This is a genomic window from Pseudomonas sp. GW821-FHT09C09 (assembly GCF_059418105.1).
Genome location: NZ_JBWKPF010000008.1, coordinates 1 through 24,805, shown reverse-complemented (window position 1 = coordinate 24,805; position 24,805 = coordinate 1). Strand labels below are relative to the sequence as shown.

Genomic DNA, 24,805 nt, shown 5'->3' with positions numbered 1-24,805 from the left:
GCGAACGAGAGCAGTCCACAGAACAGGCCCCGAACAATCGGGGCTTTTCCTCCATTCGGTTGCCCGTCCTGACGGCCAGCGAAGTCGGGATCCCTCAGTTCAAGGAGATTCATATGAAACGTTCTGTACTGTTAGGTCTGTTCGTTACTGCCTCGATGATGGCTACCACGTCCTTTGCTGCAGACAAGCCTGCCGACCTGTGCGATGCCAACATCCAGACCATCAACAATGCCAAGGGGCAGCTGTCATCGTCGCCCGAACTGAGTCAGCGTGCTGAAACCAGCGTGCAAAAGGCTCAGGCGCTCAAGGCCCAGGGCAAGATCGATGACTGCGTTGCGGAAACCTCGCAAACCATTCTGGAACTGCGCAAATCCAGTGGCACCAACAATTGATCCAGGCCCGGCCAACCTTCGGGTTGGCCTTGCGGGCCGTTTGGCGTACACTGCGCGTGCTTGTTGCTCGAACAGATGTACCGGGCAATGAGTTCGGGGCCGTTTAGGATTCGACGCCGGTTGCGAAACTCTAGGTGCATGCCGACTTGGTAACAGAAGTCGTAAATCCACTGTTGCAACTTCTTATAGTTGCCAATGACGACCAATACGGTGCTGCTCTCGCTGCTTAATTGCAGCTGACATGCACTCCTGGTGCCTTCGGGCCCAGCAATCATCAGGGGATGTCTGTAAACCCGAAATGATTGTCATATAGAACAGAATCGCCGTGCAGTACGTTGTGGACGAAGCGGCTAAAACTTACACAACTCGCCCAAAGCACCCTGCCCGTCGGGTCGCTGAGGGTTAACTTAATAGACACGGCTACGCATGTAGTACCGACAGCGGAGTACTGGCGGACGGGGGTTCAAATCCCCCCGGCTCCACCAACTCTCAACGACAAGGCCCGCCAAGTGCGGGCCTTGTTGCATCTGGGGATTTATATCCGGAGAGCTCATGCGCCAGGCCCTGCTGGTCATAGACGTCCAACCCTGCTTTTCCCCGCCGCTATGGCTGGTCGAAGGCATCCGGCCGCTCATCGGCACGCTGCCCAGCATCGCCACGGTCGAGCGCCATGATGAAACCCGCACACCGTTCCAACGCCAGCTCGGCTGGCACCCGGCGGCAGACGATGAATGCCTTATCGCCGCAGACCGCATCTTCATCAAATATGGCTACGCGCCCTCCCCGGACACAATTGAATACCTCAAAAGCCTGAACCTGGATCGCGTGCTGGTCTGTGGTCTGCAGACCGAGACTTGCTGCCTCGCCGCCGGTTTTGCGCTGTTTGATGCTGGGTTGCAGCCGACGTTGCTGACGGATCTGACGATGGGTTCGTCGCTGGATCGTTCGGGTGGGCTGGGTGTGCGGCTGTGGGAACACCACTTCAAGCACACACTGACGTCGAGCGAACTTCGCTCCTGTTTGCAGGCGTCCTAGGAAATTTCCCACAGCACGCATCGACTTTTATGAATTGGTTCAGGATGCTTCCGAGCTCCAGTCTTCGCGCTCCACTGCAATCAGGAAGATGGTTTACCAAAGGAGCTCGCCGGGAGCCTGAAATCATGGAGCCTCGTCATAAGAACGACACTCGAAGACAAATGGGAAAGGGGTCCTCACAAGATTTCAGCTTTTCGATCGGCGCCGATTGGGGTTTCTCGAGATTTCGTACAGAGCCTAGTCCGCAGCAAGGATGTGATGGCATTATGTCGAGTTGGAGGGAAGCCCCACCTTACCAGACGTGACTTCTTTGAGATGGCTCGGGCGCAGCAAGGATGAGGCTCAGAGAACGGGCTGATATCTCAGAAGCGTAAAGACACTTTGGAAATTGCTATCTGCTGATGTCCTACACGATGATCTGGCAGACACCCTTACAAGCTTGTGAAGGTAGGTCTGAGGAGCTTCTTGAGCATGAGTCCCAAGGCAGATTACTGGCGAATGTGGAAGAAACTCGGACAAGTGTAGATTTAGGGCTTGTTTATGGATTGGGGGTTTATATGGCTACTAGGCAAACCGGCCTATGTGGTAACACGGATAAAAAATCAGCAGAGCTGCGTCGTCGATTGTCATCACGGACTGACTGCGATAGCAACTTTTGGGCATTTTCTGAGCTGAGAAGCAGATCTGGAAATCATGCTCTCTTTCAGTATCCCGCTATGATGGTTCCTGAGCTGCAAGGAGCACTGCTGGATGACTTGATCGCTGTGGAAAACGATATTTCTCTAGTGTACGACCCCTTTTCGGGCTCAGGCACTGTTATGTTAGAGAGCTTATATAGAGGGATTAACTATTACGGAAGTGATATTAATCCAATGGCCATATTGCTGTGCGAGGTAAAATCTACTCCGCCGGATGTTGATACCGCCTCGAAAGCTGTTTCTCTTGTAGTCACTTTGGCAAAAGCTTCGCCGTCTTGTGCTTTTGACTTTCCCAACATAGACAAGTGGTTTAAACCTGAAATAAAAGATGGCTTGAGCAGGTTGCGCAAATCAATAGTTGAGCACCCTAGCAAAGCTGTTCGGAAGTTTCTATGGGTGTGCCTTGCTGAAACCATAAGATTGGTATCAAACTCTAGGGTTTCAACTTTCAAATTACACACATATAGCCAGGAAGATATCGCAAAGCGAGAAACTGATGCTATTAAAGTTTTCAAGATAGTCAGTGAACAAAATCTCTCTCGATTAAAGTTGCACTGGTCAAGGATTTCGACAAGGCCAAATCAAGAAGTATTTCCTCAGGCCGTGCTAACATCCGGCCCAGTTTCGGGCATATGCAAAGCCCCAAAGCTTGCAGATGTATTAATGACTTCACCACCATATGGAGACAACAAAACCACAGTTCCATATGGACAGCATAGTTACCTTGCACTTCGCTGGATTGATCCGATTGATCTACATGATGGATTTGATCCTTTTCTATTGGGCTCTACATCGCGAATTGACACATTAAGCCTGGGTGGTTCGTTGAGGTATGCTGATCTTGCAAGAGACGAACTTTGCACAGCTTCGCCTTCACTGAATAGCTTTATAACCAAAATCGAGCATACTGATCACCTTAGGAAGAAAGCTTTATCTTTTTGCCGAGACTATCGCGAATCACTAATGATGATTAGCCCTAGACTAAAGCTTGGTGCATTCTGCTTTTTCACCCTCGGAGAAAGAAGAATAGGAGGTAAAACTTTTCCCCTGGTAGATATAACTAAAGAATTTCTTACCGCGAATGGGCATGAAATAGTTACCATTATAGAGCGTGTGCTGCCCAGCTCCCGTAAAAGGATGGCATCGAAAAACAGTGAAGGCTCAACTATGGCTACCGAGTGGATTTTAGTAACTCGCTCATGGGGAGGCGTATGAGAGTTGCGGGTAAAAAGGTGTCGCCCAGGGCAGCCACCGTCGGTAAGGTTCTGCTTGAGGCTCGCCCCTCCATGTTACTTAAGTTAGATTCAAATCTGATAGCTGACGGCGATGAGTAAAGAGAAAGGTTGACCTGACAAGCCTCAGAGCAACCACCCACCGTCCATGAATGTGCTCTCATCTGTAAAAAAGGAATTTAATATGTCGGAAGCCTCTTTGAAATTTGGCGGAAAGTTAATCGAAGAGTTGTCACAGAAAATACCGTCAACACTGTTCGCACTTAATGAACTGATAAAAAACTCTTATGATGCCTTTTCGCCAGACATTACAATAAAAGTGGAGACTTCAAAAAACACTGTAACCATTATTGATAATGGGAACGGAATGGGAGTTGATGAAATTGAAAACCTTTTCCATATATCACAAAGCTCTAAAAAATACGGCCACATTATTAAACAAAATGGCTATAGCAGAATCACTCAAGGCTCTAAAGGCTTAGGCTTTCTTGCAGCATTTAAGTTTGGCAATGAAGTTCAATGGATTACGTGCAAGGATGGAGTGCAGAGCAACTTTTCTCTGAAAAAATCAGACTTGGTTAGTAAGCAGGATCTTTCAGGGACTAGGATACCCATTATAACGAAGGCTCAAGAAGGGAAAGGAACAACGATCATTATTTCCTCAAGCCAAAAAGAAATTGAGGTATTGCTTGAAGATCTAAACAGTGAAAAGGTTTCGGAAAAACTTGCTGCTGCCATCGTAGATGAAAACTTTGACATAAAAATCCAGATAGAAAACCAGGCAACTAACTATTCGACCAGAAACCTCAAAAGCTTCAAGCTAGAAAGTGACAACGATCAACTGTTTTATGTTTCCTTTGATTCAGAAGACAACAATATTGAATTTTATCACAAAGGAGAGTTAGTAAAGTCTATTCCTGGCCTACCTGAGCCCATGCGTAGAACTGACTACTCAATAAATCTAGAGCTGATTATTTTTCATTTTGAAAGAGGCAGGAATTCAAAATCTATTTCCCCACTGAATAAAAGGGTGCATGATGACGCTCTGTACCCCCTTGTCTATTTCAATCGAAACCTCTTTAATAACATTGTCATTTTCGATCCGGAGCTGCTCAGAAAAACCAGCTCGGGAAGTTCGTTGCCTCAGATGATCGGACGGGTTAACTTAAGAAGCCAAAGTGAAGAGGTTGAATTCAACTCGGACAGAACAAATTTTGTCGAAAACTCTCTAACTAAAAGCCTGATCAAAAACCTCAAGACCCTCAACGAACTTATTCAAACTAACGGCTCTGAATTAAAGAGAGAGTTGCAGAAGGAAGGCTACAAGCAAAAAGTCCCCACAGGCAAGGCTGCCCCAGCTTCGAAGCCGGGCGAACAGAAAAAAATGGCGGCATCAATATCAATCAACAGAAAGATGCCTTTGGAAATCTATACACCCTCGAATCAAATTGAGTTGGATAAGTATATTTTTCAAGTTAAAAATAGCCTTGGTTTAGAAATCAACAAAAGTGAAGTGGAAATTTTTGTTGATGGCACACCATCGAACAATGGGGTCTTGCATTCAATTGAAGAGCCCTGTGAGAAGACAATCGGCTTTCGATATCGAGACCCTCATACAAGCTTGGTGTCTACTGAGATAAAGTTGCAGTTTAGTAAGAAAATCTCCAATGTCACTGGCTCACCACAACGATCTATTTTTACTATTGAATCGGAAACTGGGTATCGTATTAGCCAGGGTGTTATTTCAAACCTAATTCATGCGATAGACAAAGCCTATCAATCTCGCAATAGAGATGAGTATCTACCTTTAATAGCTTGCTCTATCAGGTGCATTTTCGATGTTTCTTGGATAAAAATATCCAAAACTAAAAAAAGTTGGTTTAACAAAATTGACAAGGGAAGTATGAGTACTGGATTAAAAAAGGAACTAAATTCGACATTAATGCTTGGAGTCATGCACGTCTTAATTCTTTTAAAAAAGAATCAAAATCTTCTAAGCGAAGTTTCCAATGCCTCTGGAATCACATTCAACACAATCAACAACTTACTGGATCTAGCGGCTTTTGGAAACGCTGTAAAACTTTCAAATGTTGGCGCCCACTCCTCTTCCAGCTATTTATCCAAGCCCAAGCTAGAAGAGTGCGCCGATAAGTGCGGATTATTTGCAGTAATATGTGACATACTAATCAATCTAGATACCAATAAAGCAAGCACTCTAAATATCGTAAAACTTGAAGAAAGTGACTTTGAGAGCTACATGGGTCGATAACTTACATCAATAGATTCTTGACATATAAACTTGCAAAACCATCACACTGATAAATGAAAGGTAAAGCAAGGTTGTTAGATCGATTACAAGCGCGGGTCCATAGCGTGGCTATCACGCGAGTTTTTACTGGTATCCAATAAAAACAAGATATGAGCATTTACCATAATAATCATAGTGTAATAGGCGAATTCAGATTACCCCCCTACTCTCAACGACAAGGCCCGCCTAGCGTGGGGCCTTGTCGTATCTGGAGACTCACTTCAGTAGAGTGCCTGTGCCAAGCACTCCTAATCATCGACATCCCCCCCTGCTTCTCCCCGTACAATGGCTAATCAACGGTATTCAATCGTTCCCAGCATCGCCACGGTCGAGCGTCATGACGAATCTCGCCCACCGTTCCAGTGCCTGCAGGCGTCCTAGGAAATTTCCCGCAACCCGCGTCGACTTTCATGAACTGGTTCAAGATGCTTCCAAACGCTAGTCTTCGCGCTCCGCTGCAACCCGGCAGATGGTTTACCAAAGGGATTCGCCGGGAGCCTGAAACCATGGAGACTCGTCATGAAAAAAGACACCCGAAGCCTGCCTGATCAAACACCGTCTCACGAAACCGAATCGAAAGAGCCGGCTGTGCTCGCCCAGCCTCTGGAATACGTGAGAAAGCCGCGTCGAACCCTGCCTTTCAACGAGATTTTCTCCGTGCGCACCGATGTGGACACGGCCACCCTGCTGACCCATGCCTGCGAAACCCTGGCGGCGCTCAACATGGTGACGGCCAACATCGCCGATGATTTCACAGGCTCTCAACGCAGCCGATTGCTGGCGATCCGGCAGCTGTCGATCATGACCGAAATGCTGGTCAATCGTGCCCTGGAGAGCCTGGATCCGGCGAACCTCGTGCCCCGTACGACGGAGCCTGTCGTGCACTGAAAAACGGCCGCTCGTCGATGACGCAAGTCGTTCATCGACATGAACTTTTCTTCACCCCGGCGGCGGTGATGGCCGTGTACATTGCCCTCGCTCATTCAAGAAACTACGGTTCGCCCGCTCTCCTGCGGGCTTTTTTTTGCCCGGGATTTGGCGGCGAAGCGATACACATAGGTGTCTTGCACGCCGTGGTGCAGCGAATGCCGGGCCTGTGGATGAATCCTGACCAACACGAAGCCAGCAGCAGCGGCCAGACGCTGACTACGCCGGTTGACGGAAGACGTGGTCAGGTAAAACGTGGCATCGGGAAATCGGCCCAGCACTTCAGTCAGCGCGGCAGACATATAACCCTTACCCGAATGTTCACTATTAGCCCAATAACCAACGACGTAACGATTACGCCCCCGCGGTTTCAAGCCGATGCAACCGATGATCGCCGCCCCGTCGGCGGTAACAATGAAAAACCTGCGTTCACCGGTTTCGCTGTCGAACTCATCACGAGCCTTGTGCAAGAACTCCAGCGCCTGCTCCTCGGTCGTGTGCGCACGGGCCCAGGACAAAAACTCCGAATGCTCCGGATAGCTGACGTTCAGCGCTCGCTGAAACGCAAGGTACAACGCCGGATCCGGGGATCTGACCCTCAGTGGCTCGCCCCCTGTCATAAACGCAAACTCCATCGCATCCTCCTTGAATAGGCCCTTAAAACACGGCAACCAATACCTGTTTGTGCAGCGGATAGCGCAAATTTATAGATCGAGCCAAACCACCCGCGATTTGTGTTTTCCCACCCACCGCGCAATTCTGGCGATCAACCCCGCCCCCCGGAGCCCCCAATGCCGCTGTTGACCCTCCCCTGCCAACGCCTGACGCTCGCGGTGCTCGACCCGGATCAGGCGTCTTTGGAAAGCGACTTCTACCAACGCAACCAACGCCATCTCGCCCCCTGGTCACCGATTCGCACCACCGATTATTTCTCCACCGAACAAATCCGCCGACGCCTCGAAGTCCAGGCCAGCGCCTTCGAAGCCGGACTGGCGGTGCATATGGCGCTGCTGACTCCGGACGGTCAGCAAATGATCGGCGCCTGCAATTTCAGCGGGATCATTCGTGGCGCGTTCCAGGCGTGTTATCTGGGTTATCACACCGATGCAGTCCATCAGGGTCAGGGTTTGATGCAGGAAGCGCTGGAGTCCGCAATCGCATATATGTTCGAGGCCCAGAACCTGCACCGGATCATGGCCAATTACATTCCCGGCAATGAACGTAGTGCGCGGCTGCTTGAGCGCCTTGGGTTCGAGAAAGAAGGCTACGCCAAGGCCTACCTGAACATCGCCGGGCGTTGGCAGGATCATGTGCTGACGGCTCTGGTCAACCCGGGGTTTGAAGCGCCGGATCAGCGCTGGTCGCGACGACTCGCGTGAGTTTCACAATTTGTTAAGCATTGACGAAGTATGCTCACGCCTCTCGCCCCTTCCGGTTAACTGAAACCTATGTCGTCGCGTGCCGTCACTTCTCTGTTCCTGCTTGCCGCCCTGCTGTTTTTCTTCGCGTTGGGTAACCATCAATTGCAAGGCTCCACCGAGGCCCGCGTCGCCGGGATCGCCATGGAGATGCATCTGGACGATGACTGGGTGACGCCCCGTCTGTTCGGTGAACCGTTTCTGGAAAAACCACCGCTGAGTCTGTGGCTGGACGCCGGTGCCATGCGCGTGTTCGGTGTTTCGCCGTGGGCGGTGCGGCTGGCGTCGGCGGTGGCCGGCCTGCTCAGTGTGATGATTCTGTACGGCATGCTGCGGCGCTTCGGACGGCCGAAAGCGATTGCGTGGACGGCAGGGATTCTGCTGGCGACCATGGCCAGTTACTGGAGCAACGTGCGCGGGGTTGGCGAGGATGCGTTGCTCGCGCTCGGCGTGACCACGGCGTTGCTGGCGTTTTTCCAGGCGCAACGCGCTTCGACGCCGGGTAATTCGTTGCTGTTTATCGTCGGGATTGCCATCGCTACCCTGAGCAAAGGCGTGCTCGGTCTGGCGATGCCGGGGGTGGTGATTTTCGCTTATCTGCTGGCGGACAACCTGATGGACAAGCGCTTCAAGCTGACCGAGTGGTTGCGGCCCGGTTTGTTGACCGCGCTCGGGCTGATTCCGCTGCTGATCTGGCTCGCGGTGCTCTATCAGCACGGCGGCGCCCAGGCGGTCAGAGAAGTCTTGCTGACCAACAGCGTCGGGCGCTTCAGCGGTTCCTTCGTCGAGGCCGGGCACTATGAGCCGTTCTACTACTACATCGCCAAACTGCCTGAAGCGTTCCTGCCCTGGAACATTCTGGTGTACCTGGGGCTGTGGCATTTCCGTAAACAATTGAAGGCCAATCGTTACCTGCTGTTTTTCAGCCTGTGGATCGTTGCGCAGTTCATCATGCTGACTCTGGCCTCGAGCAAGCGCACGGTGTACCTGATGTCGATGACGCCAGCAGCGGCAGTGATTGCGGCGGAATATGCGAGCGTACTGTTCGACAGGTTGAAGGACCGTAACAGCGGTTTTGTAGGATGGATCGCCCGTCATCGTCAGGCATTGGCGGCAGGGATACTGACGGTGGTGATCGCCAGTTACCTCGGTGCCGCACAATGGGCGCTGCCGAAGGCGGACAAGGAATTGTCGTTCCTGCCACTGACCGAACATATCCAGAGCCTGCAAGCCAGCGGCCATCAGGTCGCGCTATTCCAGGCCAACGAACGCGTTGGCGGCGCCAGCGTGTTCTACACCCAGAGCGTCCTCAAGGGACTGGATACCGATGCGCAATTGAAGGATTTCCTCAGCGCCTCTCCTTCGAACATCGCGGTGATGTCGGGGGACAGCGAGCCCGCCGCCCCGTTGAAAGTCCTCAAGACCATGATGGTCGGGCGCCAGGCGTACTACTTCGTAGGCTATTGATACAGCGATGCACCAACAAAAAACCCGCCAGTGATGGCGGGTTTTTCATTTCAATCGCGACGCTTCAGAGAGCAGCCTCAGGCTGTCCACTGAACACCTGTCGCTCACGCTTGCTCAGCACCGGCAGTTCCAGACGCGCCCGTCCATAAAACGCCAGCGCCGTCAGCAAACACGCCAGCCACACGAAGATACCGGCCCAGAACGTGTGGGACATGTAGTGCCAGCCCTGCAGGACGCGTGTGGTGCCGTAGACGAAACCGAGCAGCAGCGAGCCCCACAACAAGGCGCTGGAGAAGCGCCACTGATAACGCCGCGCTACGAAATACAACGCCAGCATGGTGAAGCCGCCGGAAGCGTGCCCACCCGGCCAGCAACGGCCGTCACCGGCTTCATGGAACAGCTGGAAATTGTTGTACCACTCGATGTGCGCCATCTTGCCGCCGTACAGCGTCGTCTCGATCGGGCAGTAAACGCTGGTGTGGGCCTTGAGGAAGTGAATCACGCCGGTACACACCGCGAACGCCACCACCACAAACAGAAAATCCCGTCGATGGTCAGCGGCAAAGCGCAGCACCGGCGCCACTTTGCTGCGCTCGAGAAACCCGGCGAGGCCCGGGCGCTTCTGCGGATTGACCAGCGGCCAGACCACCGACAGCATCGCACCGACCAAGGCAATTTCAGCGGTCCAGTTCGGAATGATCCGCGCCCACTTGTGGGTCAGTTTTTCAAAGAAGTGAATCTTGTCGAGGGGGAAGGTATTGGTCAGGGGATCGAACAGCAGATTACTGAAGGCAATGTCGATGTTCGTCATGTCGAACATCAGAAACACCACAGCAGCACAAAACAGCGGGATACCTAAGTTGTAAGCGTAAAAGCGAGCACTCATCGGGTGGACACCGTGCGCCAGTCGGAGGCCTCGATGAAGCCGAGCATTTTCGGAGCCGCCGGGTTGGCCGCGGAAACGAACAGCGAGGACCCATAACCGAGGGTCGAGGCCGGCACCTTGAGGTCTTTTTCCAGTTGCGCCATGCATTCGCTGTGGGTGACCAGGATCAGGTTGCGCCCCGGGACCTTGTGCGCGAGCGCATCCTGCAACATGCGTCCCTTGCAACTGATCAGCCAGTCTTCGCCGGTCGTCGCGTGGTTGAACATGTAGCCGGCGGTCTGCACGGTGCGGGTCATCGGGCTGTTGTAGATGTCGGCATGGTTCAGGCCCAGGTGCTCGAACTGTGCGCCGACGGCGACCGCGACACTGCGCGAACGGTCGGTGATGCCGTCATTGCCGCTCAGGCACGGCGCCGGGGAGTGATCGCAGCGCTCGACATGACGCACCAGCACGATCATGTCGCCCTTGGCCCAACCGGCCGCCAACGCCTGTGCGCCGGGCACATTGCCATGGGCCAGATCAGGCACCGCCGCCGGGGCAAGCAGCCACAGGGTCAATGGCACCACCAGCGCCAAGGTCGCCAGAACAACCCCGGCGTTCCGAAAACGGGCCAAACCGCTCAGGTCGATCGAGCGTTTGACGCCGAACAGACTCAGTCTCAATTCCACAAAAATCCGCCTCGCCAGCTCGCAGCACTGTCATTTGATCCGGCGAAGGTACAGAGGCCCCCGTGGGCAGCCAGTGAAAGTCATGTGAAAAAAGTCTTGGGATCCCTTGTTACAAATTCCGTCGGACAAAATCCTTTCAGCTCTCGGATTTGCGGCCGATACAGTCCTGCTAACACCCTTGCTGGCTCAAAAAAACAACAATCTTCCAGCCTGACCGACGATCAAGACGCACAACGTTTTCTGGAGGAATTGTGATGAATAGCTGGTTCGGCAACATCAGCGTGAACCTCAAACTGGGGCTGGGTTTCGGTCTCGTCCTGGCCCTGACCTGCATCCTTGCCCTGACCGGCTGGACCAGCCTCGGCGGCCTGATTGACCGCAGCAACTGGATGAGCGACATCACCCAGCTGAACGCCGGCCTGACCAAGCTGCGCGTGGTGCGCCTGCAATACATGCTGACCAACGGCGATGAAACCGCCGCGCAGAACGTGCAGACCACCCTCGACGGTTTCGCTGCACAGCAACAAGCGCTGATCGGCAAGTTCAAGAGCCCGGAGAACGTCAAGCTGCTCAAGGAGCAGGCGGCGACCATCGCCGAGTACCAGACGTCCCTGAACAAAATGCGCAACGCCTACCGCACCGGCAACACCGCGCGCGACACCATGGCCGCCAATGCCGAAACCGCGTACAACCTGATCGAGTCGATCAGCAACCGCGTGCAGCAAATGCCGCTGAGCGATGCGCGCTTCGAACAGTTCCAGGCCATCACCGAAGCCAAGGAAGCGTTCATCCTGGCGCGCTATGAAGTGCGCGGCTACACCGCCACGGCCAATGCCGACACCGAGCAGAAAGCCGTCGGCCAACTGGATGTGGCCATCGCCAGCCTGAAACAGCTGAGCGTGCATTTCTCCAGCACCCAGCAAGACACTCTGCGTCAGCTGGAAACCGCGCTGACCAACTACCGCAGCGCCTTGCAGGCGTTCAAGAACGCCAACAGCGAAGCGGTGCAGGCACGCAAGGAAATGACCGATCAGGGCGCCACCATCGTGACCCTGAGCGAGCAGATGTATCAGATCCAGCTTGATCGTCGTGACATGGAAAGCGCTCAGGCCCGCACCCTGCAACTGATCAGCACTCTGCTGGCGTTGCTGGTGGGCGTCATCGCGGCGTTCATCATCACCCGCCAGATCACCCGTCCGCTGCAGGAAACCATGGCTGTGGTCGAGCGCATCGCCAGCGGCGACCTGAGCCACAACGTGATCGTCACCCGCCGCGACGAACTCGGCGTGCTGCAACAAGGCATCGCGCGCATGGGCGTGACCCTGCGCGACCTGATCAGCGGCATCCGCGACGGCGTGACCCAGATCGCCAGCGCCGCCGAAGAGCTGTCGGCCGTCACCGAACAGACCAGCGCCGGCGTGAACAGCCAGAAGGTCGAGACCGATCAGGTCGCCACCGCCATGCACGAGATGACTGCCACCGTGCAGGAAGTCGCGCGCAACGCCGAAGAAGCCTCGCAAGCCGCAGCCGCCGCTGACGGCGAAGCCCGCGAAGGCGACAAGGTGGTGAACGAAGCTATCGCCCAGATCGAGCGTCTGGCCAGCGAAGTGGTGCGTTCCACTGAAGCCATGAGCGTGCTGCAACAGGAAAGCGACAAGATCGGCAGCGTCATGGACGTGATCAAGGCTGTGGCCGAACAGACCAACCTGCTGGCCCTCAACGCCGCCATCGAAGCCGCCCGTGCCGGTGAAGCCGGTCGCGGTTTTGCCGTGGTCGCCGACGAAGTCCGTGGCCTGGCTCAGCGCACGCAGAAATCCACCGAAGAAATCGAAGGCCTGGTGGCCGGTCTGCAGAACGGCACTCAGCAAGTCTCGGCCGTAATGAACAACAGCCGCGCCCTGACCGACAGCAGCGTCGCCCTGACCCGCAAGGCCGGCGACTCCCTGGAAAACATCACCCGCACGGTGTCGAACATCCAGTCGATGAACCAGCAGATCGCCGCAGCCGCCGAACAGCAAAGCGCCGTGGCCGAAGAAATCAGCCGCAGCATCATCAACGTCCGCGACGTGTCGGAGCAGACGGCAGCGGCGAGTGATGAGACTGCCAAGTCCAGTGTTGAACTGGCGCGGTTGGGTGGGCAGTTGCAGCAGATGGTGAGCCATTTCCGCGTCTGACCTACAGTCAGCGCTGAAGCGAAATCCAATCGCGGGCAAGCCCGCTCCCACAAGGTTCTGAGGCGTGCACAGATACTGTGTTCGACTCTTTACCTGTGGGAGCGGGCTTGCCCGCGATTGCGATGTAACTGCCTATGAAGATAGGTCCTGCAAAAACCTGTGCCGTATCAGCGTAAAGGCAACTCCAATTCAACCCCGCCAAAACGTCTAAACCGTTCGTGGATTCGAGTTCCCAAGCCACCGGTAGATTGATTCTGCTCCAGCGCATTGCGCAACATCGCACACGCCTGCTCCTCAATCGAGCGACCATTGAATCTTGCAGTGGACTCCAGCTTTTTATAGAGCTGATAGTCAACATTCCTGATGATTAAACTCGCCACAATCCCTCCAAACTATTGGCCCCTGAAGCATCGAGGCTAGCATGCAGCGTTCGATGCAAGGTTTCAGGTTGTAACAGCGGGATGGAAATCGGGTTTTGCCCAATCACCGCGTCCCCCGCTGCCGCAACGCCGACGGCATGAAATACGAATCCTCCGGCACCGGTTGCGAGAAGTCGACGGTGGAGGCCTCTTCGTTATCCAGGTTCTGCACGTAGTACCGACGGGCCTGCAAGTCGTGGAAGACGTCGAGTGCGCTCCAGGTGGTGGGCAGGTCGTAGAAGTTTTTCAGGTAGGCCATCGACACGCGCCACAACTCTCCTCGCCCGTCGTACTGGTCCACCAGCGCGGCGCCCCAGCTGTCTTCGTCGAGAAACAGCACTCGCTTGGAATAGACATGCCGCGCGCCCGGCTTGAGCGTGCCTTCCACCACCCAGACCCGGTGCAGTTCGTAGCGGGTGTATTGTGGGTTGAGGTGGCCGGGGGTGAGCAACTGGGCGTATTTCACGTCGGGGCTGCCGACTTTGTAGTTGTTGTAGGGAATGTAGATCTCTTGCTTGCCCTTGAGCTTCCAGTCGAAGCGGTCGGGGGAGCCGTTGAACAGGTCGGTGTCGTCTGCGGTGCGCAAGCCATCGGAGGAAGCGATCGGCGTGTCGTACGCGAGGTTCGGTGCGCGGCGGACGCGGCGTTGGCCGGCGTCATAGATCCAGGCCTGGCGCGGGTCCTTGAGTTGGTCCAGCGTCTCGTGCACCAGCGCTGCTCCACCGGCGAGGCGCGCCGGGCTTTTCACGAAGGCGAGGTAGTAGAACAGGATGTTTTTCAGGTCGGCGAACTGGCCGCCCGGGCGGTAGTAGTTGAAGAAGCCTTCCTGCTGCGAGGTCACCAGCGCGAAGCTGCCGTTGCGTTGCACCGGCGCTTCGGAAGCGCGACGTACGACGTAGATGCCGCGATAGCGAGTGATGTGATTCCACAGCACTTCGACGCCATCCTTGGGTACCGGGAACGGCACGCCACCATAGGCATCGGCGAACCCGCTGCCGCCCTCCAGTAGTTTGGCCGAGGTCGCATTTTTCAGGGTGTTGTCATACAGCCACTGCGGCGCCGAACCGGATCGGCGCGAGGGATAGACCGGCATCTGGAAGGTGTCGGGGTAGCTGTTGAACAGCGCGATCTGACCGGGGCTGAGATGCGCCTTGTACTGATCGAGATTGGCCTTGGTGATGGTGAACAGCGGTTTGTCCGCCGCATACGGATCGGGGTGATGCTGGCCGGGTTTGTAGCCGGCCGGCGCCTGGGTGATGCCGCCGGTCCAGGCCGGAATGGTGCCGGCAGCGTTGCCGGCGCGCTCGGCGCCCATGGGGGTCAGCGTGGTTTTCAGTTGTTCGGCCTGTTGGGGCGAGATAGCGGCCAGTGCGCTTGCGGCGGTGAGGCTCAAGAGCAACGCCAGTGTGGTCTTGGTCAGTCGTGATGCAGGAAACATGTTCGTTCTCCGAATTCAAAAAACCTGTGGACTCACAAGAAATACTTGAGGTTGAACCCGACGTTGTCGCGGTCGCGAATGCCGTTGTTCTGCCCGCCGCCCCAGAACTCGGTGTACTGCAGTTCGGCTTCGAGCTTGTTCTGGTAGTTGGCCTTGACCCCCAACGTGTACGCCTTGCGCCCGTCGATGGCGTTGCCGGCCTGGTAGCTGTTGCCCTTGAAGTCGTCCTTGTAGACGACGTAGGGCGAGACGTTGATCCCGGCGTACACGTCGTTCCAGGTGCCGTTGAACATCACCGTGTAGCTGTAGGAATTGCGGTTGACCTGATCGTCGCGATCGCCACCGGACACGTACGAAGTGTTGCCGGTGCCGGCGTAGTAACGGGTGCTGCCGTCGTAGGCGGTGTATTGCAGGCTGCTGCCGCGCAGGTGCTCGGAGGCCAGTTCGAAGATGCCGAACATCGAGTCGAACGACAGCGTCGGGCCGAAGTTGTAGATGCTGCCCAGCGAGGTGTTGAATGCTTCGACCCGCTCGGCGTTGTTGATCTGGCTGTCGAGGGTGACCATTTGCCCGCCGACGTTGATGGCCTTGCCGGACACCGCCGCCGCAGCGCCGTTGGCCAGGTCGCCGATCAAATCGTTGGTGGCGGCGATGCCGATGGGCAGGTTCGGTCGATAGGCCAGCTCACCGAACACCGAGGCATTGCCCAGCGTGGTGTTGAAGCTGAAACCGTACATGCGGATGTCTTCGGCATACCGCCGATGAGCCTGGATGTTGCCCATCACATCGGCAGTCGCCAGCCCGTTGGCGAGGGCCCCGGCCTGACTGCCGGCAACGCTGGAGAGCATGTTGGTCAGGGCATTCATGTCGATGCCCTTGTAGCCACCGAGGTCGGCGGCGATGGTCGGTTCCTTGGCGTGGTAGTTGACCATGTACAGGCCGAATTCGGTGCTGTTGAGCTCTTCGGCGATGTAGCGAAAGGCAAAGCCGAACTGGCCGTCGTTGCGTGCGTTGTAGTCCTTGCCGATGGACGCCACCTTGAGGGTGTTGCCGTAGGCCGGGGTCACGCCGTTGGCATAGAGACCGGTGGACTTCAGCGCCGGGCCCAGCATCGGGTTGTTGCCCAATGCGCTGTACAGACCGATGACATTGCCGAATCCCGGCACCGGCGTGTCGAGGGCAGTGCCGCTGAAGTTGTTGTATGCGGTGTTGCCGCCGTCGGCGAACAGGTCGGTCTGCGAGTAGAAGGTGCCGACCGGATCGATGCGGGTTTCCTTCCAGTTGGTCTGGTAGAAACTTTCCATGGTCAGGCTGTCGGTCAAACCGATGTTGAAGCTGACCGCCTCCACCGGCATCAGCACTTCCTTGACCTCGGCGCCGGGCAAGCGGTACTTGGCGGCGTCCACCGGGTTGGTGGTGTTGATCCCGCCGCGATAGAAAATCCCCTCGCCCCAGTTGAACACCTGACGCCCCACCCGCGCCGTCACCGGCATTTGCGCGACGTCCCAGCTGCCGTGGACGTAGGCGTCGAGCATCTCGATCCGGCTGCCGGCGATGTCGCGGGTCTGGCTGGTGAAACGATCGTCCTGGGGATAACTCTGGCTCGGCTGCGACGGGCTGTTGTTGTGGTAGTAGTCGTTGCGCTTGTCCATCAACTGGGTGTCGTAGAACGCGGTGCCGCGCAGGAACATACCGTAGTTCTGGTAGTTGGCCTCCAGCTCCGAAGTGATCTTGTACACCTCGGAAACCAGCCCGGAGTCGAAGTTGCGATTGCCGTCGTTGGTGTTGACGTCATCGTTGTTCTTGTCCCGGCCCTGCACCCGCCACAGGCGGCCATAGGACAAGGTCGTGTCGAGCGAGCCGGTAACCTGATTGTCCAGCACGCTGAACTCGGCGGCCTGCACCGCATCGACTGCGCAGAGTTGCAGCAGCCCTGCCAAACCGACACCGGGGAGCGCTACGCCAGACAGGCGCAATCGAGTGTTGATCATCTGTTCCTCCTTCCCTGTTCTTATTGTTGTGTGTTGCCGCGATGCTCAGGGCGCCAGCCCCGCACGGACATAAATCCGGCTGTGGGCGCCGAAATGGCCGAGCAGTCTGAGTAGTTGCCGATTCAGTTCCGGATGGTCGAAATTCTCTTGCTGCAACTGATTGCCGGCACTGAAATCGCTGGTCACCGGGGCCGTCTCCAGCCATTGGCCGATGGCCTCATCGAAGGCAGCGGAGTCGTCGACGGACTCGGCACTCACCACCTCGCGCAGGTAGTCCACCGAGTACGGCGGGTAATGCGCGTCCCCGGCGACATCGGCGTAAGCATCGAGCATCGGATGCGGCTGACCGGCGCGCAGCACGCGACGCAGCCAGGTCGACTGGTATTTCTCGACTTCCATGTGGCGGGTCGCGACCCGTTCGATGGACGCCTGTTTATCCTCCGCAAAACCGGCCAGCGCCTTGCCTTCCAGCAGCAGAAGGCTCGGCAGTTCGACGCCGGGCAACGGCTTGGCGTGATACGGCTGGGTCAGGTCCTGAACGTGGTGCAGGCCCCAGCCGAGAAAGCGATAACCCCAGTAGGAATGCCCCGTGGCAAACGCCAGTCGCGCCAGCCCCATGTATTGATACGCGCGCCAGTCCGGCCAGCTGCGCTCAAGGAATCCGGCGGCCGCGTAGACCACCGGGCTCTCATGGAAGAAGCCCATGTGGAACGGCGCCTGGGAGCTGTACTGAAAGCGCGCATCGCCAAACGGCTGCGGGCCGAAGCCGTACAACGCGGCGACTTCACCGGGGTTGTCGCTGAACAGATTGATGTCGTGGCCGTAATCCGGCTCATCGGCGGCGCTGGCCAGCACGGCGAGGGGCGCGACTTTTTCGTGATCGGCCACGCGGATGAAACGCTGGCGATTCCACGGCGAAAGCGTCTGCTCGACCATCACTTGATCGGCCTGCAGATGCTCGCGTTCGGGCAGGTCCTTGCCCGGCAACGGCTGAATGACCATCGCCAGATGAATCAGCGGATTGATCCGCAGTGCAGTGAGAAAATCGTGGCGCAGATTGTCGCTCGGCACCGCCGGCAATTTCAGATTGTCGGGGCGCGGCGGGTATTGCTTGAAGTGTTCGCGGGCGAAGCGTTCCTGCTCATCGAGTAACGCGACGATGGCCGGGTATTGCTCGGAGAGAAACTGTTCCAGCGGTTCGACTTCAACGGGCGATGCATCGCGCAACGCCGGCAGGTCCTGCAACGCCAGGTAGCTGCCCACCGTATGGTTCGACCAGCCCCACGCCGTCGGGGCCATTGCGCAAAGCAGCAGGAGGGAGATCAGCTTCATTGCTTCTGGTTCTTGTTATGTGTGCCGTGGGGATCGAGCCTAACAATCGACCCCGCCCCTGACACTGTCCGATCTCACCAGAAAAGTTCTCCGATAGCGCCACGTGCGCTGTTCGTTCAGGCCGGGTAACCGGTGATCTTGCGGATGCTCTGGTACAACGGCTTGAGCTGCCGGTACATGCGCAGATAGACGTCCTTGTACAGTCGCTCGTAGACCTTTTGCGCCTCGGGCTGCGGCATGAACACCGCGCCGACCCGGGTCATCGCCGCTATCGCCGTGGGGAAATCCGCGTGCAATCCCAACCCCACCGCACAACAAATCGCCGCGCCCAGACCGGACGCTTCATAGACGTGCGGACGCTCCGCCGGCAGGCCGAAAATGTTCGCCGTGAGTTGCATCGCTGCATCACTTTGCGAGCCACCACCCGCGACCCGCAAACGGGTGACGGAGATCTTCGAGCGCTTCTCGATTTTCTCCATGCCTTGGCGCAAGGCGTAGGCCAGGCCTTCGAGGATTGCCCGATAGATATGCGCACGGGTGTGCACGTCGCCGAAGCCGATCATCGCGCCTTTGGCTTCGACACCCGGTTCGCGAATGCCCGGTGACCAGTAGGGTTGCAGCATCAATCCCATCGAGCCCGGGGGCACCGCCTCGACCAGCGCGTCGAACAGTTGCTCGGGCTCGATGCCCTGCTCCTTGGCCTGCTGCATTTCCCGCAGGCCGAATTCGTTCTTGAACCAGCTGACCATCCAGTAGCCGCGATAAATCATCACCTCGCAGTTGTACTGATCCGGCACCGCCGACGGATACGGCGGAATCAACGGGACGATTTCCAGATAGCGCGAGCGGGTGCTGGTGATGGTCGCCGTAGTGCCGTATGACAGACACACTGTGCCCGAATCGACAACACCGGAACCGAGCACTTCACAGGCCTTGTCCGCCCCAGCCGCGATCAGCGGAATGCCTTCGGGAATACCGGTGTGAAGACTCGCTTCGGCGCTGATATGGCCAAGGGTTTCACCGGGTTTGTGCAAGGTCGGCAGTTGCTCGGGACGCACCGCCAGCGCCTGCCATTTCCAGTCACGGGTTGCGGCCCAGCGCAGGCGTTTGAAGTCGAATGGCAGGTAGCCGACGCAACAGCCCACCGAGTCGACGAAGCGCCCGCAGAGGCGATGGGTGAGAAACCCGGAGAGCAGCAGAAACTTGTCGGTCGCCGCCCACACATCAGGCTGATGGCGGGCGATCCAGTTGGCCTCGGCCTGAGCGCGAAAGTAATCCACGGTGGCCTGCGCGCCGGCCAGTTTGAACAGCCAGCCCCACGGACCCTTGATCCCGCCTTCGACTTCGCTCTGACGCTGATCGAGCCAGAGAATCGCCGGGCGCAGCGGCTTGCCCTGGGCATCGACGTTGATCACCGTGCCTCGCTGGGTGGTCAGGGAAACGCCGGCAATCTGCGAGCGATCGATGCCGGTTTGCGCCCACACCTGTTGGCAGGCCTCGCCCAGTTTCGCCCAGTAATATTCCGGGTCCTGCTCGGCCCAGCCCGGTTGCGTCGAGTAATAGGCCTGCAATTCAACCTTGCCCTTGCCGAGCAGATTGCCCTGCAAATCGAAGAGCAGCGCGCGCACGCTCTGGGTGCCATTGTCGATGGCCAGCAGGTAACGCTTGTTCGGGTGGTTGTCCATGGAGCTCTCTTCGAGGGGCATCACTGCGCGATATCCGGCAGGCCGTGATGGCGTTGCCATAACGCCTGATAGCGTTGCTGTTCCTGTTGCCAGTGTTCGTCGTCCCAGCCCAGACGTGGTTGGCAGAGCCGGCGAATGGCCGGAAAATAATCGGCGCCGCCACGGGGCAGCAACAGGCCCAGACGGGTTCGACGCAGCAGCAGGTCATCCAGATGCAGGACCATTTCCGCCTCGCAGGCGAAGGTCAGTTCTGCCCACAAGGTGTCGGTGGCGCCGACCGTTTCATGGCCCAGTTCGGCGAGCAGTTGCGCCAGCCTCGGCAGGTCCCGGCCATGTCGCCCGGCCAGGCGTCGCCACTGACCGGGACTGAGGCCGGGAATTGTCAGTGGCGGCACGGCAGCAAACACCGGCGCAGCATCATCATCGAAAGACCGGCCGAGCATGTCGGCGCAGGCCTTGAGCACTTCGATGGCCTGCGGGCGGAACGTCGTGAGTTTGCCGCCGGCCAGGGTGACGCAACCCGGCTCCTGCCACAGCACATGTTCACGGGTTTCGTTCGACGGTTTGTCCTGATGCTCACCCGCCGCACTGCCCACCACCGGGCGCACGCCGGACCAGGTTGAAAGCACGTCGGCTGCAACCACTTCAGCGCCGGGAAACTGCTGTCGGCAGGCGGCCAGCAGGTAGTCGAGTTCGTCGGTGCTGATGCTCGCGCTCTGGTCCAGATTCTCGCGGTGATCGAGGTCCGTGGTGCCGACCACCGTGGCGCCTTCCCACGGGAAAACGAACACAGGACGCCGATCCTGCTCGTGCATAAACGTAAAGGCCTGCGCCACCGGCAAGCGCCAGCCCGGCAGCAGTAAATGACTGCCACGCAACGGGCGCAACTGCCGTGGCGCCTCGGGCGGACGCAAGCGTTCGGCCCAGGCGCCGGTGGCCACCGCCAGCACACCACATCGTAATTGCAGCGACGAGCCGGCCTCGCAATCTTCGACCTGAACTCCACACACCCGCCCGTTTTCCCGCAGCAGATGTTCGACGCGCACGCCGTTGAGCACCACCGCGCCGTCGGCCCGTGCTTCGCTCAACACGCGCATTACCAGTCGCGCGTCATCGGTCAGCGCATCGACAAAACAGGTGCCGCCGAGCAGGTCATTTTCTTTCACGCCCGGCGCCAGATATCGCAGTTGCTGCGCGTCATGGAAACGATGGTCGCGCCGCCCCGCCAGTGCGTCATAGATCGATAGCAAGCCGCCCAGCACCCGAGGCCCGGGAAAGCCGCCGCGATAGTGCGGCATCATGAAACTCATCGGCTCCACCAGCCCCGGCGCCTCGTCGAGCAGACGCTGGCGTTCGCGCACCGAGTCGCGGGTCAACCGCCACTGGCCCTTGGCGATGTAACGCAATCCGCCATGGACCATTTTCGAGGAGCGACTGGACGTGCCCCAAGCGAAATCACGCTGCTCCAGCAGCAGGCAACGCCAGCCACGGCGCGCGGCTTCGCGCAGGATGCCGGCACCGCTGATGCCGCCGCCGATAACGATCAAATCCCAGGTCACACCCGCCAGCGTCGGCAGGACTTGCTGGCGCCATTCGGCGTTCCAGTCCGCGCTCATGGCGGTCACTCCTGCAACAACGTGCCGGGGTTCAGGCGCCCGGCCGGGTCGAAGTGCCGGCTCAGCGCCTGCAGGGTGTCCATCGCCAGCGCGCCCTTTTCGCGCGGCAGGTACGGCGCGTGATCCTTTCCCACGCCGTGCTGGTGGCTGATGGTGCCGTGGTTGTCGACGATGGTCTGGCTGGCCGCGTGTTTGAGGGCCTTCCAGCGGGCGAGCGTCGCGGGATAGTCCGCCGCCGGGCGAAACACGTAAGTGGTGTAGATGCTCGAACCTTCGCCATAGACGTGGGACAGATGGGTGAACACATGCACCCGTTCGCCCTCGGCCGCCAAGGCATCCCGCAGGCTGTTTTCGATCCGGTTGAGCAGGTTGTCGACGTTGCTCCAGTCGGTGGCGGTTTCGAGGGTGTCGACCACATAACCGGCGTTCCACAGGTTCTCCCGCAGATACGGAAAACGGAAGCGGTTCTGCGCCCACTTCTTGCCCAGCAGCGTGCCGGTGAACACACCGCCGAATGCCTTCAGATGCTGGCGGGCCTGACTCAGGGACAATGCATTCTGCTTGCGATTGCCGGTCACGCCGAAGGTCAGCAGGCACTTGCCTTGCCCGGCGCCGCGCAGGCTCAGGTATTTTTCCAGCCAGGCGATCTGCTGCGGATGACCGGCCAGCGCCAATTGGGTTTCGGTTTCCACCGCGTTGGACAGGCGCAGCATCGACAGCGGCACCCGCGCTTGCGCCAGTTGCCGAATGGCTTGCAGCGCCTTGCTCCAGCTGGGCAGAAACACGCCGTAGAAACGCTCATCGGCCGGCAACGCACTGACCCGCACCTTGACCTCGGAAATGATCCCGAAACGCCCCTCGCAACCCAGCACCACTTCGCGCAGATCCGGGCCGGCCGCCGAGGCCGGGAAGGTTGGAATCTGTAGCGGCCCGGCAAAGGTTTCCAGGGTTCCGCCGGCGAACAGTTGCTCGATCCGCCCATAACGCAGCGACTGCTGACCACTGGAACGACTGGCCACCCAACCGCCCAGCGTCGACAGCTCCCACGACTGCGGAAAATGCCCCAGCGTGTAGCCACGAGCGCGCAACTGGCTCTCTACCTGCGGGCCACTGGCGCCGGGGCCGAAAGTCGCCAGCAGGCTTTGTTCGTCGAGGTCGATCAGGCGATTCATCCGCGCCAGGGACACCGTCACCACGGGCCGTGCAGAGTCGGGCGGGTTGATGTGCCCGGCCACCGACGTGCCGCCGCCGTAGGGAATCAGGCACAGATCCTGCGCCTGGGCGAGCGCCAGCAACTGGCGGATGTGTTCGGCGGTTTCCGGGAACGCCACGGCGTCGGGATAGTTACCCAGCGCCCCCTCGCGCAGCGCCAGCCAGTCCGGCAGGCTCTGGCCACGGGCATGCAGCAGACGCTCATGGGCATCGATGCTGTACAAGGCGTGTTCCGCCAGCCGCGAGAACGGCACGCGAGCCAATGCTGCTTCAAGCGTTGCGTCGGGCAGCGCTCGACCTTCCCCTAGCCGTTCATGAAGAAAACTTGCGCCCTGGGCCGGCAGTTCGACCACCGTGGTTGCATCTCCCCAGCCGTTCCAGCGTCGCATGCGTGTGTCCTTCTGTGCAGTCTGATCAGTGAGATTTCAGGCCCTCATACTAGTCAGCCGGCGGAAAGTGTCACGGTCGCATCCGGCCAGTTCGAGTAGCCAATTGAGTCAAACGTCGCGCAAGCGTCAGCCATTTACTTTAGTCGTGGATTCAAATTACCTTTCAGGGCGCTCATCCGCCCGTGGCGGCCTCGATCAAGGGAATTCGGTCATGCAATCGCTCGGCTTCACCTCCGTTCCGCCGCTGCTCAAGTACCTGCGTCATGCCGAACATCTGGGCCTGGCCATCGAGCCTGCGTTGGCGGCGGCGGGATTGCAGGCGCAGCAGTTGAGCGACAACAGCCTGCGCCTGCCGGGTGAAACCCATGAACGATTGCTCGATTATTTCTGCGAGCACTCGGGCGATCCGTTGTTCGGTCTCAACGCGGCGAATTTCGTGCTGCCCAACTCCTGGAGCGTGCTGGGCTACATCACCATGAACTGCGCGACACTGGGCGACGCCATGAGCCGCATCATGCCGTTCGAAAAACTGGTGGGCGACATGGGCGTCAGCCGCGCCGAGGTGCAGGACAGCCACGTGCACCTGATCTGGAGCTGCCGCTTCGAACGCCCGCGGATTCGCCGGCATCTGGTGGAAAACGTGCTCGGCTCCTGGCTGCAATATGCACGCTGGATCGCCGACACACAGTTGTCGCCGGCCGCCGTGTGGCTGGAGCACTCACGCCCGGCGGACACGACGCTGGAGCAGTACGAACAGTTTTTCGAATGCCCGGTGCTGTTCGATCAGCCGTATTCCGCGCTGATCGTGCCGTTGCCGTATTTGCAGTTGCCGTTACGCCAGGCCGATGCGCATTTGCTGCGCACGCTGGAAGAACACGCGCAAAGTCTGATGGCGACACTGGAGGATGCGTCGCTGGAGCAACGGGTCAAAAGCATCCTGCGCCAGTTGCTCAAGGAAGGTCTGCCGCGCAAGGAACAGGTGGCCGAGCATCTCGCCGTGTCCGTGCGCACCCTGCAACGCCAGTTGCATCAGGCCGGCACCTCGTATCAGCAGATTCTCGATGATTTGCGCCAGGAACTGGCCGAGCATTACCTGCTCAACAGCACGTTGCCGATTCAGGACATCGCCCAGTATCTGGGCTTCACCGAACCGCGCTCGTTTCACCGTACCTTCAAGAGCCGGCGCGGCATGCCGCCCGGCGAGTTTCGGCAGACTCACCGGGTTAGTGGTGGTGCCGAATAAGTGTTCGACTCACAGCCCCCCTCACCCCAGCCCTCCCGAAACGTCGGACCGCCCAGAGGGAGAGGGAGCCGACCGAGAGATGCTAACGATCTACGCTGACCTGAAAGAACTTTTGTGAATCCATAATCGCCACGATCTTTCAGGTCGATGTATGGCGATAAACACCTCGGTCAGTCCCCTCTCCCCTGGGAGAGGGTTAGGGTGGGTAAAGACCGGGTACATCCTTTACGTTTGAGACCGGGGACATGGTTTACAGGTATCAATATTGGTCAGGA

General features: G+C 57.9%; 19 protein-coding genes, 1 other RNA gene and 1 pseudogene. 11 read left to right on the top strand and 10 right to left on the bottom strand.

Features of this window, described 5'->3' with window-relative positions:
• Positions 1-113 precede the first annotated feature (113 nt).
• From AC07NR_RS23085 to AC07NR_RS23060, 6 genes are all read left to right on the top strand, one after another.
• The gene (locus AC07NR_RS23085) at positions 114-392 is read left to right on the top strand and encodes a PA2433 domain-containing protein (protein WP_495079563.1); all 279 of its coding nucleotides are present in this window, start codon (positions 114-116) and stop codon (positions 390-392) included.
• Positions 393-487: 95 nt separating this feature from the next.
• Positions 488-877: a transfer-messenger RNA gene (ssrA, locus tag AC07NR_RS23080) on the top strand.
• A gap of 67 nt (positions 878-944) precedes the next feature.
• Positions 945-1,427: an isochorismatase family protein gene (locus tag AC07NR_RS23075; protein WP_495079562.1), complete on the top strand. Its 483-nt coding sequence runs from the start codon at positions 945-947 to the stop codon at positions 1,425-1,427.
• 401 nt (positions 1,428-1,828) lie between these two features.
• Positions 1,829-3,340: a TRM11 family methyltransferase gene (locus AC07NR_RS23070; RefSeq protein ID WP_495079561.1), complete on the top strand. Its 1,512-nt coding sequence runs from the start codon at positions 1,829-1,831 to the stop codon at positions 3,338-3,340.
• 201 nt (positions 3,341-3,541) lie between these two features.
• Positions 3,542-5,626 carry an ATP-binding protein gene (locus AC07NR_RS23065; protein WP_495079560.1) on the top strand — a complete coding sequence of 695 codons (2,085 nt, stop codon included), beginning with the start codon at positions 3,542-3,544 and terminating at the stop codon, positions 5,624-5,626.
• A gap of 558 nt (positions 5,627-6,184) precedes the next feature.
• Positions 6,185-6,553 carry a DUF6124 family protein gene (locus tag AC07NR_RS23060; protein ID WP_495079559.1) on the top strand — a complete coding sequence of 123 codons (369 nt, stop codon included), beginning with the start codon at positions 6,185-6,187 and terminating at the stop codon, positions 6,551-6,553.
• 95 nt (positions 6,554-6,648) lie between these two features.
• Here AC07NR_RS23060 and AC07NR_RS23055 read toward each other — a convergent pair whose 3' ends face one another.
• The gene (locus AC07NR_RS23055) at positions 6,649-7,227 is read right to left on the bottom strand and encodes a GNAT family N-acetyltransferase (RefSeq protein WP_495079558.1); all 579 of its coding nucleotides are present in this window, start codon (positions 7,225-7,227) and stop codon (positions 6,649-6,651) included.
• A 156-nt stretch (positions 7,228-7,383) separates the two neighbouring features.
• Here AC07NR_RS23055 and rimJ point away from each other — a divergent pair, with 156 nt between their 5' ends.
• Complete coding sequence (rimJ, locus tag AC07NR_RS23050) at positions 7,384-7,971, top strand: ribosomal protein S5-alanine N-acetyltransferase (RefSeq protein ID WP_495079557.1); 588 nt, start codon at positions 7,384-7,386, stop codon at positions 7,969-7,971.
• A 69-nt stretch (positions 7,972-8,040) separates the two neighbouring features.
• Positions 8,041-9,477 (top strand): ArnT family glycosyltransferase, encoded by a 1,437-nt coding sequence (locus tag AC07NR_RS23045; RefSeq protein ID WP_495079556.1) that lies wholly within the window; start codon positions 8,041-8,043, stop codon positions 9,475-9,477.
• 64 nt (positions 9,478-9,541) lie between these two features.
• On the opposite strand, the gene AC07NR_RS23040 is transcribed toward AC07NR_RS23045, so the two are convergent.
• Positions 9,542-10,363 (bottom strand): phosphatase PAP2 family protein, encoded by an 822-nt coding sequence (locus AC07NR_RS23040; protein WP_495079555.1) that lies wholly within the window; start codon positions 10,361-10,363, stop codon positions 9,542-9,544.
• A complete protein-coding gene (gene pmrG, locus AC07NR_RS23035) occupies positions 10,360-11,031 on the bottom strand; it encodes a lipopolysaccharide core heptose(II)-phosphate phosphatase PmrG (RefSeq protein ID WP_495079554.1) in 672 nt (223 codons plus the stop codon). The genes AC07NR_RS23040 and pmrG overlap by 4 nt, the downstream gene beginning before the upstream one ends.
• A gap of 254 nt (positions 11,032-11,285) precedes the next feature.
• Between pmrG and AC07NR_RS23030 the strand changes: the two are divergent.
• Positions 11,286-12,299, top strand: a pseudogene (locus AC07NR_RS23030) (methyl-accepting chemotaxis protein); the annotation flags it as partial.
• 42 nt (positions 12,300-12,341) lie between these two features.
• Complete coding sequence (locus tag AC07NR_RS23025) at positions 12,342-13,205, top strand: methyl-accepting chemotaxis protein (RefSeq protein WP_371321019.1); 864 nt, start codon at positions 12,342-12,344, stop codon at positions 13,203-13,205.
• 167 nt (positions 13,206-13,372) lie between these two features.
• Here AC07NR_RS23025 and AC07NR_RS23020 read toward each other — a convergent pair whose 3' ends face one another.
• The 7 genes from AC07NR_RS23020 to AC07NR_RS22990 form a co-directional block, all read right to left on the bottom strand.
• Positions 13,373-13,585 carry a FitA-like ribbon-helix-helix domain-containing protein gene (locus AC07NR_RS23020; protein WP_495079553.1) on the bottom strand — a complete coding sequence of 71 codons (213 nt, stop codon included), beginning with the start codon at positions 13,583-13,585 and terminating at the stop codon, positions 13,373-13,375.
• Between the two features lie 103 nt (positions 13,586-13,688).
• A complete protein-coding gene (locus tag AC07NR_RS23015; protein ID WP_085713224.1) occupies positions 13,689-15,062 on the bottom strand; it encodes a DUF1329 domain-containing protein in 1,374 nt (457 codons plus the stop codon).
• Between the two features lie 32 nt (positions 15,063-15,094).
• Positions 15,095-17,053: a DUF1302 domain-containing protein gene (locus tag AC07NR_RS23010; RefSeq protein ID WP_495079552.1), complete on the bottom strand. Its 1,959-nt coding sequence runs from the start codon at positions 17,051-17,053 to the stop codon at positions 15,095-15,097.
• 45 nt (positions 17,054-17,098) lie between these two features.
• Positions 17,099-18,385, bottom strand: a complete 1,287-nt coding sequence (locus AC07NR_RS23005) for a phospholipase (RefSeq protein WP_495079551.1) — start codon at positions 18,383-18,385, stop codon at positions 17,099-17,101.
• Positions 18,386-18,501: 116 nt separating this feature from the next.
• The gene (locus AC07NR_RS23000) at positions 18,502-20,070 is read right to left on the bottom strand and encodes an FGGY-family carbohydrate kinase (protein ID WP_495079550.1); all 1,569 of its coding nucleotides are present in this window, start codon (positions 20,068-20,070) and stop codon (positions 18,502-18,504) included.
• 20 nt (positions 20,071-20,090) lie between these two features.
• Positions 20,091-21,686 (bottom strand): glycerol-3-phosphate dehydrogenase/oxidase, encoded by a 1,596-nt coding sequence (locus AC07NR_RS22995; RefSeq protein WP_495079549.1) that lies wholly within the window; start codon positions 21,684-21,686, stop codon positions 20,091-20,093.
• Between the two features lie 5 nt (positions 21,687-21,691).
• Positions 21,692-23,287 (bottom strand): FAD-binding oxidoreductase, encoded by a 1,596-nt coding sequence (locus AC07NR_RS22990; RefSeq protein ID WP_495079548.1) that lies wholly within the window; start codon positions 23,285-23,287, stop codon positions 21,692-21,694.
• Positions 23,288-23,498: 211 nt separating this feature from the next.
• Between AC07NR_RS22990 and gliR the strand changes: the two genes are divergently transcribed.
• Positions 23,499-24,530, top strand: coding sequence for an AraC family transcriptional regulator GliR (gene gliR / locus AC07NR_RS22985; protein WP_438300636.1), 1,032 nt, complete (start codon positions 23,499-23,501; stop codon positions 24,528-24,530).
• The last annotated feature ends 275 nt before the right edge of the window (positions 24,531-24,805 follow it).

Bases quoted from the DNA above. Each gene is read 5' to 3' on its own strand.
- AC07NR_RS23075 (WP_495079562.1), top strand. From the start codon at position 945: ATGCGCCAGGCCCTGCTGGTCATAGACGTCCAACCCTGCTTTTCCCCG.
- AC07NR_RS23055 (WP_495079558.1), bottom strand. From the start codon at position 7,227: ATGGAGTTTGCGTTTATGACAGGGGGCGAGCCACTGAGGGTCAGATCC.
- AC07NR_RS23025 (WP_371321019.1), top strand. From the start codon at position 12,342: ATGGGCGTGACCCTGCGCGACCTGATCAGCGGCATCCGCGACGGCGTG.
- AC07NR_RS23000 (WP_495079550.1), bottom strand. From the start codon at position 20,070: ATGGACAACCACCCGAACAAGCGTTACCTGCTGGCCATCGACAATGGC.
- AC07NR_RS23015 (WP_085713224.1), bottom strand. From the start codon at position 15,062: ATGTTTCCTGCATCACGACTGACCAAGACCACACTGGCGTTGCTCTTG.
- AC07NR_RS23060 (WP_495079559.1), top strand. From the start codon at position 6,185: ATGAAAAAAGACACCCGAAGCCTGCCTGATCAAACACCGTCTCACGAA.
- AC07NR_RS23010 (WP_495079552.1), bottom strand. From the start codon at position 17,053: ATGATCAACACTCGATTGCGCCTGTCTGGCGTAGCGCTCCCCGGTGTC.
- AC07NR_RS22990 (WP_495079548.1), bottom strand. From the start codon at position 23,287: ATGCGACGCTGGAACGGCTGGGGAGATGCAACCACGGTGGTCGAACTG.
- rimJ (WP_495079557.1), top strand. From the start codon at position 7,384: ATGCCGCTGTTGACCCTCCCCTGCCAACGCCTGACGCTCGCGGTGCTC.
- AC07NR_RS23070 (WP_495079561.1), top strand. From the start codon at position 1,829: ATGTCCTACACGATGATCTGGCAGACACCCTTACAAGCTTGTGAAGGT.
- AC07NR_RS23005 (WP_495079551.1), bottom strand. From the start codon at position 18,385: ATGAAGCTGATCTCCCTCCTGCTGCTTTGCGCAATGGCCCCGACGGCG.
- gliR (WP_438300636.1), top strand. From the start codon at position 23,499: ATGCAATCGCTCGGCTTCACCTCCGTTCCGCCGCTGCTCAAGTACCTG.
- AC07NR_RS22995 (WP_495079549.1), bottom strand. From the start codon at position 21,686: ATGAGCGCGGACTGGAACGCCGAATGGCGCCAGCAAGTCCTGCCGACG.
- AC07NR_RS23040 (WP_495079555.1), bottom strand. From the start codon at position 10,363: ATGAGTGCTCGCTTTTACGCTTACAACTTAGGTATCCCGCTGTTTTGT.
- AC07NR_RS23085 (WP_495079563.1), top strand. From the start codon at position 114: ATGAAACGTTCTGTACTGTTAGGTCTGTTCGTTACTGCCTCGATGATG.
- AC07NR_RS23065 (WP_495079560.1), top strand. From the start codon at position 3,542: ATGTCGGAAGCCTCTTTGAAATTTGGCGGAAAGTTAATCGAAGAGTTG.
- AC07NR_RS23045 (WP_495079556.1), top strand. From the start codon at position 8,041: ATGTCGTCGCGTGCCGTCACTTCTCTGTTCCTGCTTGCCGCCCTGCTG.